Below are 9,260 nucleotides of genomic sequence, written 5' to 3' on the forward strand. Positions count from 1 at the left end.
CGCGCGCTGTCAGAATTTAATGGGAATCGTCAGATTGTCACATTCAATAGCTCGCCACACATCCGGATTGCGAATTTTGGCGATAACCAAAATAACAGTGTAATCGTTGAAGTAAAAGCATCGCGCAGTCTGCCATTCAGTCAAATATTTATGTCAAAAGCTGTGACAATTAACGCACGAGCTCAAGCAACATTCGACAAGCCATCTTTGTTTTCTAGTTGTTTAATTGCAACTAATGAACATGAAACGGGAACTATCGTATTGGGCGGCTCTTCCGATATATCAATTTCATGCGGCATCGCCGCGCTTTCTGATGCCGACGATGCGATCACTGTTAACGGCAATCCTTCCGTTGATGCAGGGTTCTTTGTGACAGCGGGAACCGTTGACGATTGGATTGCCGAAAATACCGATGACCAGATTCACGAAAAGGTGGATGGCCTGGTCGATCCGTTCAAGGATTTCGTGGCACCAGATAATTCGACGCCGCGCGATTATGATTGCACCACCTCGGGCAAGGGACAGGGAAAAGTCGTCTCAGCCTCACTTCTGCCAGGCACCTATGATGCCATTGACACAAGTTGCAACACGGTTCTGGCCAGTGGCATTTATGTGATTGACGGCGGCAACCTGAAAATCAACGCTCAGCACAGCTTTGTCGGCACCGGCGTCATGTTCGTCCTCAAGAATGGCGCGAGCGTTGAGATCAATGGCGGCGCTGAAATTGCCCTGACGGCTCCGACGGTGTCGCAGCTTGCCCAGATGGGGATAACCGACGAGAGACTTGCTGGAATGCTTGTGTTTGAAGATCCGGGATCGGAGGGCGGCGATTCCAAGATCAACGGCAATGCGTCAACGGTTTTGAACGGCAAGTTCTACCTGTCGAAGAGCAGTGTCGAAATGACAGGAACGGCCAAGGTTACCAGCCAGTGCCTGATGATTGTCGCCGATAAAATCAAGCTTAGCGGTAACGGAACGCTAGGGAGCTTTTGCCCTCCCGGGCAGGCCATTTCGGAGGCCGACAGCGTCGGGCGCGCGACAGGCCGCGTCTACCTGGTGTCGTGATGCATTTCTTGAACAGACTTTGCAGAGAGGCTCGGGGTTCCGTGGTAGTCGAGACCGCGATCGCCTTACCGCTGCTCGCATTGTTGATGCTTGGAGCTCTGGATGTCTCGCGCATGGTCGCTCGGCAAGTTGATCTCCAGGAAGTCGCCGCTGAAATCGCCGCCGCATCAATGGCGAAAGAGCCAGGAGATGCCGGATTGATCGCGCTTGCGCATCTCGCGCGGGCTTCGGGCCAGCTGAGTGAAGATCAGGTAGTTCTCGAGCGCAAAATCAAATGCGGGACCGAAGAGACACTTCAGAGCGATGGACATGATTGCGACGAGGATGTTGAAAAATCCACATTCGTGACGATCAGCCTCAATGATTCCTACGTTCCGTTATGGACCTCATTTGGCATCGGGGGGCCGGTCGAACTCGGCGTTTTCCGTTCGGTACAAGTCAAATGAAGCAGCTGGCAAATAATATTTTGCGGCGCTTGGCCGCCGACCGACGTGCAGTTGCGGCGGTCGAATTTGCGTTTGCGGCACCCGTCCTTTTAGCAATGCTTTTCGGAGTTTTTCAAGTCGGCCTTTTAATGCTCGGTTATAATTCTATTCGATCGTTGTCGGGCGAAATGGGCCGTTATACCGTTGTCCAATATATGACCGGAAATAGCCTAACTGATTCTCAGATTGAAACGGCAACGATCGCTCAAGCTGTCAAATCGGGATCGGGACTGAACACAGACAATTTGCATGTCGATGCGGAAACGGCCGTCATCAGTTCAGTTCCAGGAGTAAAGCAAATAAATCTGACGATTTCCTATGATGTTCCCAATTTCGTTCCCTTTTGGCCGGGCGAAACGTTTGACATAGCGGTCACAAAGCCGGTGATGGTTTACATCTCGCCAGACTAATGGCGGACAACTCTTTGGCGCTTTGTGACGTAATGACCAGCTCCCTCTGCCCGTCATGCGATTGAAATGGGGACCACTGCCTTGTCAGTGCACGAAGAAATGGCCGCATCTTCCCTGCTTCCCGTTATTTATGTGATAAAATCCCATTTTTGGGACTCAACCTTAGGGACTTCGGCTAGCCTGTGACTGTCTAGTGGGGTGCGGAAACTCCAGGCGCCATTTGCTCTAGTTGGGGATGACGCCTTTCGCTTGGCGGTATGTGTTGAACCTGAACGGCTCGTTATATTTTGTTCACGCAACTTAGCCGCAATCCGGCCGTTTGACTGTTTAGCCTGCCAATGCAGGATGGAGATATCACAATGAAAAATTTACTAATATTTGCCGCACTCGGGGCTCTATGCGCCGCCGGCCCCGCCTTGGCCCAGAGCGGCCATTCCAAGTCAGGAAAAATACATCCCAAGTCCGAGCATAGTCGCTCGGCGGACAATCGGGATCGCGAACAAACTCGTGAAAACCGTGACGAGCGCGACACACGAAGCAACAATCGCTGGGACAGCCGCAGCGCCGCCTACAACGGTGACGGACGGGGCTACTGGTCGGAGGGCCGCTATTTCCGCGACGGCCGTCTCTACGGCACCAGCTGCCCACGAGGCTTGTCCAAGAAGAACAATGGGTGCCTGCCCCCAGGCCATGCCAAAGCTCGTTGGGCGGTGGGTCAACGTTTACCTAACGCCTACCGCGACGATTACCTGCCCAGCGCATATCGTGATCGTTATACCAACGGTACCTACCGCTACGCAGATGGCTATGTGTATCAGGTTGATCCCAAGACCTATGTGATCAAGCAGGTTATCTCCGCGCTTCTGCGCTGACACTGCTAACCCTAAGCTAGGAGGCTCGGCCAAACGCCGGGCCTCCCGTTATGTGCGCCAGCGCGGCGCTGCGAACCGTGCGCGGACAGAGGTCGGCGTCCCAAATTGCCGTGTTCCAATTCAGCCAACGATAACCTGGTCGCGAGGCCACGGGCACGTGTTTCGCGAAACTTAGCGGCCAATCGCCAGAACTTCCCCAGCGGCGAAGAGGGCTCGCCTGCGGAGCTGTCAACGCGTGCAATCGATGAGTATCTCGCGGTGCTAGATGATGGCGGCGAGCCAGGTGGTCCCGCCGCCGTCCGGCGTTAACGCTCCGTCCGGAGGATAAGGTGCTGACAAAGGAAAATCTACCGCCTCCGGCAACGACACGGTGGGTCAGCCGACGAAAGGCGCAGGTGGTAGCCGCTGTGAAGGGTGGTCTGTTGACGCCCAACGAGCCCTGTGCGCGGTATCAGATGAGTTCGGGGGAACTGGAAACCTGGCAGCGATTGTTCGATCGCGCGGGCATGCCGGCGCTACGAGCGACGCGCATGCAATATTATCGTGAACATTTCCCCGAATGACAACATGGCCTAAAAGATGACTCGCCGGCGATCGGATGAATGGCGTGGTGCTGCGTTGCGGCCGATGAACTAAGGCTAGGAGCGCTTTCGGGTGCTTTACCCGCCGCCTTACCGAGACACCGCCATCGGCCGGGGCATTCCTGACGTTCGTGCAAGTGTTTGCCGCAGCCAAGAACTTGTTAACTATTTCAGCCGATTATCGGTACATTCCACCATTCGGTGCCGCTGCCCACTCAGCGGCGTCGATCAGGGCGGCGGTTGTTGGTCCCATCCGCCGCCCGCTCCTCAACGAAGACCCCGGGTCATGTCACTCGACCTGAGTATCGACTTGGACCCAAATAGCGCAACGCACCCGGCGCTTTTTTATCAGGGCCGCCTTTTCGCATTCGGCAATCTTGTTCTTATTGTCGTGGCGCATCGCAGCGGCCGCGGAGATCGCCCGATACGCTTCGGGGCTGCCTGCCTGCATGAGCCGTATGCCGCCCTCCCGTATTGTCGGCGCGCCGACGATATGGGCAGCCATTTTCTCGGGCAACTGCCACCGCTCGGGCAGTGCCCTGGCAAAAGCGCCCGGCAGGATCGACCAGAGCAGGCACCCCGCGAGAATGCCGCCGCCTGCTGCCCAGATGAGATGAAGGCGCTGCTCATGCGCCGCCCTTAGCGTCGATATCGTGCCGCGAAGTTCATATGCGGCGTTGTCGAACCGCACCTGCGCCCGCTGCATCTCGCTTTCGGTAGCGTCACGCGCCTGTCGGGCCGCCCCGTCGATTCGCCGCGCCATCTCCTCAGGGGTCAGCTCCATCGCAGGCTTGGCAAGGATGGTTCTCAGCGTTCGCTCCGCCGCACCGAGGTGTTTCGATAGTTCGCCAAGCGTATCGGTGTAGTCCGGGATCCGGATTTCCGACTTTTCCGCGGCAAGCTGCTGGACTGCCCGTCGCACAAGCGCGACTTCACCTTCAAGCCGCGCAAACGCTGCGGCTGCGGGGTCTTCGGTTTCGAGTTCGTTGTCGTTCAATTTCATTCTCCTACATGCCGATACCGATGCCGCGCGACCGCCCCCGACCTAGGTCGGCGATCGTCGCCAGGTCCTGCCCGACTGATCGAACCGAGTGTGCGTCGATGCCGAGCGCCGCTTTGCGAGTGCGCAGGATCGATTCAACCTGGGCATCGCGTTCGAGACTCTTCGCCATCGCGCCCATCTCGCCAGCGAACCGGTTGGCGACGTTTTGCTTTCCCTGCGAGAGCGACCGGCTGCGCTGCTGCTGAAGCTTCTGCCAGTCGTCGACGAAGCGATCGGCGCGTTTCGCGGGATTGATGCGGATGTCCGCTTCCCGGTTCATCGCGCGGATCGCGGACTGACTATTGCCCTGCGCGGCTTGGGCGACCAACTCGGGCTGGCGCTCGAACGCCGACGCCAGATCGCGCCGCGTATGCGGATCAATCGCGCCCAGCGCATCACCGGCACGTGCGAGCGCATCGTACTGATGCCGCAGCACCGGCAGGTCTTTGGCGTGCATGCGGTGGATGTCGGCTTGCGCGCGGGCATAGCGTTCGACCGCGCGCCGCGTATCGGCGCTCGATGTATCGCGCGGTTCGATGCTCGCCCGCTTAACAGTCGGCTTGAACCCGGCAAAGATGCTGCGCGCCTTCTCGGGGGCTTGCCGGGCGATCTCGGGAAGCTTTTTCGCGGTTTCGACGATCCGCTCGCGCAAGGCTATCCCGCGCCGCTCGGCAAATGCTCGCGCCGGGTCAGCCTTGGCATAATCCTGCGCCATATCCTTTGCGCGCTCGCGCGACAGGGTGCGGATCAACTTGCCCTGGTCCCTGAAGTCGTCGCGGCCATAATGAACATCGACGACGCTGCGATGCCGCGACAGCGCGACATAGGCCGAGTGGCTGTCTATGCCGGGGGTGGCGAGCACATGGGTGCGATCCACCGTCATGCCCTGCGCCTTGTGGATCGTCGCCGCATAGCCATGATCGACATGGGCATAATCCTTGAAGTCGAACGCCACCGATCGCCCATCGCCGGTGCGAACAATCATGCTTCGCGCATCGACCTGTTCGACGACCCCAAGCGTGCCATTCTTCACCTCCAGGCTGCGCTCATTGCGCAGGAAGATGATGCGGTCACCAGACGCGAACATGCGGTCACCGCGCTCCACTTTCACGGCGACATCGTTGCCAAGATCGCCTGCCGTGCGCATCCGTGCGCGCGCTGCGTCGTTGAGCGCGCGCACCTCGTCATTGGTGTGGGTGAGGATGATCCGCGTGTCGCCGGGTCGCGCCTGCCGATCGCGATCCCAGCGGTCGATCAACTCGGTCCGCGCTGCGTCGCGCGATGCCGCGGCGTGCACCATGCCCCCCTCGTCGTAAGCGCGGATCGCCTCGCCGGTGCGGCCCGTTGCCAGCGCGCGGGTCGCCTCGCGCTGCCACTCCGCGCGCTGGCGCCGCACTTCAGTGATTTCGGCGCCGCCGTGTCGCTCGTAGATCGCGCGGAACGCCGCCCCCGCCTCGATCGATTGCAGCTGCTGCGGATCGCCGACCAGCACGACCTTGGCGCCGACGTCGGCGGCATGCGACAACACGCGTTCCATCTGCCGCGTCCCGACCATGCCCGCTTCGTCGATCACGAGCACATTGCGCGCCGTGAGCAGATCGCGGCCCTGCGCCCAGCCATGTTCGAGGCTGGCGATCGTGCGTGACGCAATGCCCGAGCCGTTCTCAAGACCCTCGGCGGCGATGCCCGACAGTGCGGCGCCGCGTACCTCCAGTCCGGCGTGCTCCCATGCCCCGCGTGCCTGTCCCAGAATCGCACTCTTGCCGGTTCCGGCATAGCCGACGACGATTGCGAGATCCTGGCCCCTCGTTATATGCTTGAGCGCGGCCTGCTGCTCACGACCAAGCATTAGGCCAACACTCCCGGCTGCGTCAGCGGCTCTCTGCAAAGACGCGGCCGGGAGACCATGATCCGACCGCAAAGCAAGTCGCTCCGCCGAAAGGTGCAGTCGCTGCTCGGTATCGATCATCTCGCGCGACGTGAACCGATCCTCGCCGCGGCCGTCCTGGCCGAGAGCGATTAACTCGGGCGATGATTGCACCGCCCCCATGACGGCATCGAACTGCTCGCGCCCGTCGCTGTGGCGGTGCGCGAACATCGCGAGATCGCGGTTGGTGAACGTCGCCTGGCTGTGGGTGATCGCGTCGAGCGCGATACGCGGGTTGGCGATGATCCGCTCGCCATTGCGCTGGGCGATCTCGCGATGCTCGGCAATGCGTTCGGCTTCAAGCCCGCGGCCGTCCATGCGCGAAGCCGCGGGGCCGATCTTGTCCTGGGGTTCAAGCGCGATGCCTTGCGCCGCGAGGCTGCGGTGATCGACGCGTGCGTCGATGTCGAGTTCGGCCAGGCGTTCATTGACATGGCTCGCCCAGCGTTCGCGCCATTGCTCGACAAGCTCGGTGCGGTTCCAGTCGCGGACCTTCGCGCCGAACCTCGCTTCGCCGTCTTCGCCGACGACGATCTCGCGCATTGTCAGCATCACATGCGCGTGCGGCTTCGCGAGGCCATCGGCGCCGATGTCCCAATGGACATTAAGGTCGGCGACCATGCCGTGATCGACAAACTCGCGTTGCACGAAGTCACGGGCCAGCTCGATGCCTTGTTGCTGGTTCATCTCGCGCGGGATCGCGAACTCTACTTCGCGCGATAGCTGCGCATCCTTGCGTTTCTCGAATGCCTCGACGTCATTCCACAGCCGCTCTCGATTGTGCCATTCGTCTGGCGCGTTCTCGGGGAACAGGACTTCGCTGTGCACGACGCCAGACTTGTTCGTGAAGTCATGCGCCCGATCGAGCCGCTCATCGTGCAGCCGCTCGGCCGCACGATAGGCGGCAGCCGCGACGGCGCTGCGACCGGCAGCACGGCTGATGACTTTGACCGAGAGGTGGAAAATTGCCATTGCGGCCATCCATCTACACTTCAAAAGCCACGTCGGCACGACGTATAAGCGCGCCCTCACCCGGAAAAATCCGCGGAGGGACTAGGCTGTGCCAGACTGTCCCGACGACCTTGCTGCGCATCGGGAGGCGCGTCTTTATGATGGGGGCATCACCCCATCATGGAGATGCGACATGCGCAAACCACGCGATATCGATTCGGAACTGAAGGCGCTCGAAGCGAAAGCGAAGACCCTCAAGGAACGCCGCGTTCGCCAGCTCGGCGAACTCGTCATTGCCACCGGCGCCGACGCGCTCGATGCCGAACTGCTGACCGGCGCGTTGCTCGGTGCGGTCGCGACGAAAGACGCAAATGCGAAGGAGGACTGGCGCAAGGCAGGCGCGAGCTTCTTTCAGCGCGGCGCACGCAAAGCTGCGGCGCGACATGATCGCGATGCAGCGAATGACGCGGCGCATGACAGCCATGCGGCATCGGCTTGAACTGGCGCAGGCGCGGACCGGCATGCGCGACTGGCAGATCAAGCGCCGCGAGCGCACACGCCACCTGATCGAGCTCGGCGGCCTTGTCGTGAAGGCGGGTCTCGTCGAACTCGCCGACGACGATCGCGCGATGCTCTATGGCGCGTTTATGTGGATGGCTGACAAATTGCGCGGCGAAGACGGCGCACATGCTGCCGCGCTCTGGCGCAAGCGCGGCGCTCGCGCTTTCGAGAGCGAAGCCGCCGCAGCGGCGCCGCGCGATGCGCCGCGCCGCTAATCCAGGTCTTTCAGCGCGCAGCGCACTGCGATCAGCGTTGCCGCGATATGGCCCTCGACCTCTTTGACGTCGATGCCTTGCCGCCGCGCAATGCGCTCGTAGCTCAAATCGTCGAAGCGGTGCATGAAGAAAACCTCGCGCGTGAGTTCCGGTAACCCGGCGATGGCGGCCTCGGCGCGCGCGATGCGCACATCGCCGGGTGCCGCCAATGGACGACGCCGCGGTTCGCGACGTCGCCAAATGCGCCAGCGCATCACCATTGCTCCGCAAGTGCAGCGCGGCAAAGCGCCAGCGCGCGCATCATATGATATTCGACCGTCGCGATGCTGATGCCGACCTGCTCTGCGATTTGTTTGTAGGTCATGCGGCGTAGCCGGTGCATCACGAAGACGCGCCGCGTTTTGGGCGGCATGGCGCGGACTATTTGCCGGCACAGTCGCAGCAGGTCTGCCGCCTCGATCCGCCATGTCTGCTCGGCGCGCGAAGCCGCGTCGCGGTTTTCGTCGAGCGGAAAGAAGACGGTGCAGTCGCGCCTCTGTTGGCGTTCGCGATCGATCAACAGGTTGCGCGCGATCCGGGTCAGATAGGCGGGCGGATTGTCGATCCGGTCCAACGTCCCGCTGCCGAACATGCGCGCGAACACTTCCTGCACCATATCGGGGGCTGCATCGCGGCCAACACGTCGGTTGAAGTAGCGCAGCAGTCGGGCGTGCTCTGCGGGGAGCATGGCCTGGAACGTCGCCACGGGCGTGTGGACCGTCATGTCCGCGCCCTCCCGCCGTCGCGCGCACCAAGCGGCGCATCACGCGACGCGCGGTAGAGAGTGATGCCCGCCTCGAGCCGGTCGAGGATGAAGGTGTCACGTTCGGCCTTGGCGATGCGGATGTCGGACTTGGAATAGAATTCGAGATCGACCGCGCAGCGGTCGCCAAGCTCGCTGCGGATGAAGTCGCGGGCGCGCTGCCAGCAGCGTTCGTCGGTGAACAGCGGATGATTGACGACGCTCCAGAACTCGTAATCGGAAAAGTCGATCGTCCGACTGTCTTCGTACCAGGATCGCCGCGCGTAGGGACCGATCAGGATGATGCGTTTGATCCGGCCCGGCTCGGGCGCCTGCACCTGATTTGGATCGAAGAAACTTCGCAGGATGC

The 9,260-nt window shown here is 60.9% G+C and carries 11 protein-coding genes and 1 pseudogene; 7 read left to right on the forward strand and 5 right to left on the reverse strand.

The window, feature by feature from the left end; genetic code table 11:
• The 5 genes and pseudogenes from CDQ92_RS21255 to sciP form a co-directional block, all read left to right on the forward strand.
• A partial coding sequence (locus CDQ92_RS21255; protein WP_158213919.1) for a hypothetical protein occupies window positions 1-1,065 on the forward strand: 1,065 nt, incomplete at its 5' end.
• Window positions 1,066-1,106: 41 nt separating this feature from the next.
• Window positions 1,107-1,511, forward strand: coding sequence for a TadE/TadG family type IV pilus assembly protein (locus CDQ92_RS20410; RefSeq protein WP_158213920.1), 405 nt, complete (start codon window positions 1,107-1,109; stop codon window positions 1,509-1,511).
• Entirely contained in the window at window positions 1,508-1,960 is a 453-nt protein-coding gene (locus tag CDQ92_RS20415) for a TadE/TadG family type IV pilus assembly protein (RefSeq protein WP_158213921.1), read from the forward strand. Before CDQ92_RS20410 ends, CDQ92_RS20415 begins: the two co-directional genes overlap by 4 nt.
• Window positions 1,961-2,319: 359 nt before the next feature.
• The gene (locus tag CDQ92_RS21000) at window positions 2,320-2,832 is read left to right on the forward strand and encodes a hypothetical protein (RefSeq protein ID WP_144035848.1); all 513 of its coding nucleotides are present in this window, start codon (window positions 2,320-2,322) and stop codon (window positions 2,830-2,832) included.
• A 296-nt stretch (window positions 2,833-3,128) separates the two neighbouring features.
• Window positions 3,129-3,395 (forward strand): annotated as a pseudogene (sciP, locus tag CDQ92_RS20420) (CtrA inhibitor SciP); the annotation flags it as partial.
• 307 nt (window positions 3,396-3,702) lie between these two features.
• On the opposite strand, the gene CDQ92_RS20425 reads toward sciP, so the two are convergent.
• Both CDQ92_RS20425 and traA read right to left on the reverse strand, forming a co-directional pair.
• Window positions 3,703-4,410, reverse strand: coding sequence for a DUF6118 family protein (locus tag CDQ92_RS20425; RefSeq protein WP_144035849.1), 708 nt, complete (start codon window positions 4,408-4,410; stop codon window positions 3,703-3,705).
• A gap of 10 nt (window positions 4,411-4,420) precedes the next feature.
• Complete coding sequence (gene traA / locus CDQ92_RS20430) at window positions 4,421-7,354, reverse strand: Ti-type conjugative transfer relaxase TraA (RefSeq protein WP_088444118.1); 2,934 nt, start codon at window positions 7,352-7,354, stop codon at window positions 4,421-4,423.
• Between the two features lie 172 nt (window positions 7,355-7,526).
• On the opposite strand from traA, the gene CDQ92_RS20435 reads away from it, so the two are divergent.
• Window positions 7,527-7,832, forward strand: a complete 306-nt coding sequence (locus CDQ92_RS20435; protein ID WP_088444115.1) for a conjugal transfer protein TraD — start codon at window positions 7,527-7,529, stop codon at window positions 7,830-7,832.
• 22 nt (window positions 7,833-7,854) lie between these two features.
• Complete coding sequence (locus tag CDQ92_RS20440) at window positions 7,855-8,109, forward strand: conjugal transfer protein TraD (RefSeq protein ID WP_088444119.1); 255 nt, start codon at window positions 7,855-7,857, stop codon at window positions 8,107-8,109.
• On the opposite strand, the gene CDQ92_RS20445 is transcribed toward CDQ92_RS20440, so the two are convergent.
• The 3 genes from CDQ92_RS20445 to CDQ92_RS20455 all read right to left on the reverse strand — a co-directional run.
• Window positions 8,106-8,318, reverse strand: a complete 213-nt coding sequence (locus CDQ92_RS20445; protein WP_158213922.1) for a sigma factor-like helix-turn-helix DNA-binding protein — start codon at window positions 8,316-8,318, stop codon at window positions 8,106-8,108. The genes CDQ92_RS20440 and CDQ92_RS20445 overlap by 4 nt on opposite strands.
• A gap of 44 nt (window positions 8,319-8,362) precedes the next feature.
• Window positions 8,363-8,872 carry a sigma-70 family RNA polymerase sigma factor gene (locus tag CDQ92_RS20450; protein ID WP_144035850.1) on the reverse strand — a complete coding sequence of 170 codons (510 nt, stop codon included), beginning with the start codon at window positions 8,870-8,872 and terminating at the stop codon, window positions 8,363-8,365.
• The coding region (locus CDQ92_RS20455; RefSeq protein WP_088444117.1) for a hypothetical protein at window positions 8,869-9,260 on the reverse strand (392 nt) is incomplete at its 5' end. The genes CDQ92_RS20450 and CDQ92_RS20455, both read right to left, overlap by 4 nt.

Source organism: Sphingopyxis bauzanensis (assembly GCF_002205675.1).
Lineage (GTDB): Bacteria > Pseudomonadota > Alphaproteobacteria > Sphingomonadales > Sphingomonadaceae > Sphingopyxis > Sphingopyxis bauzanensis.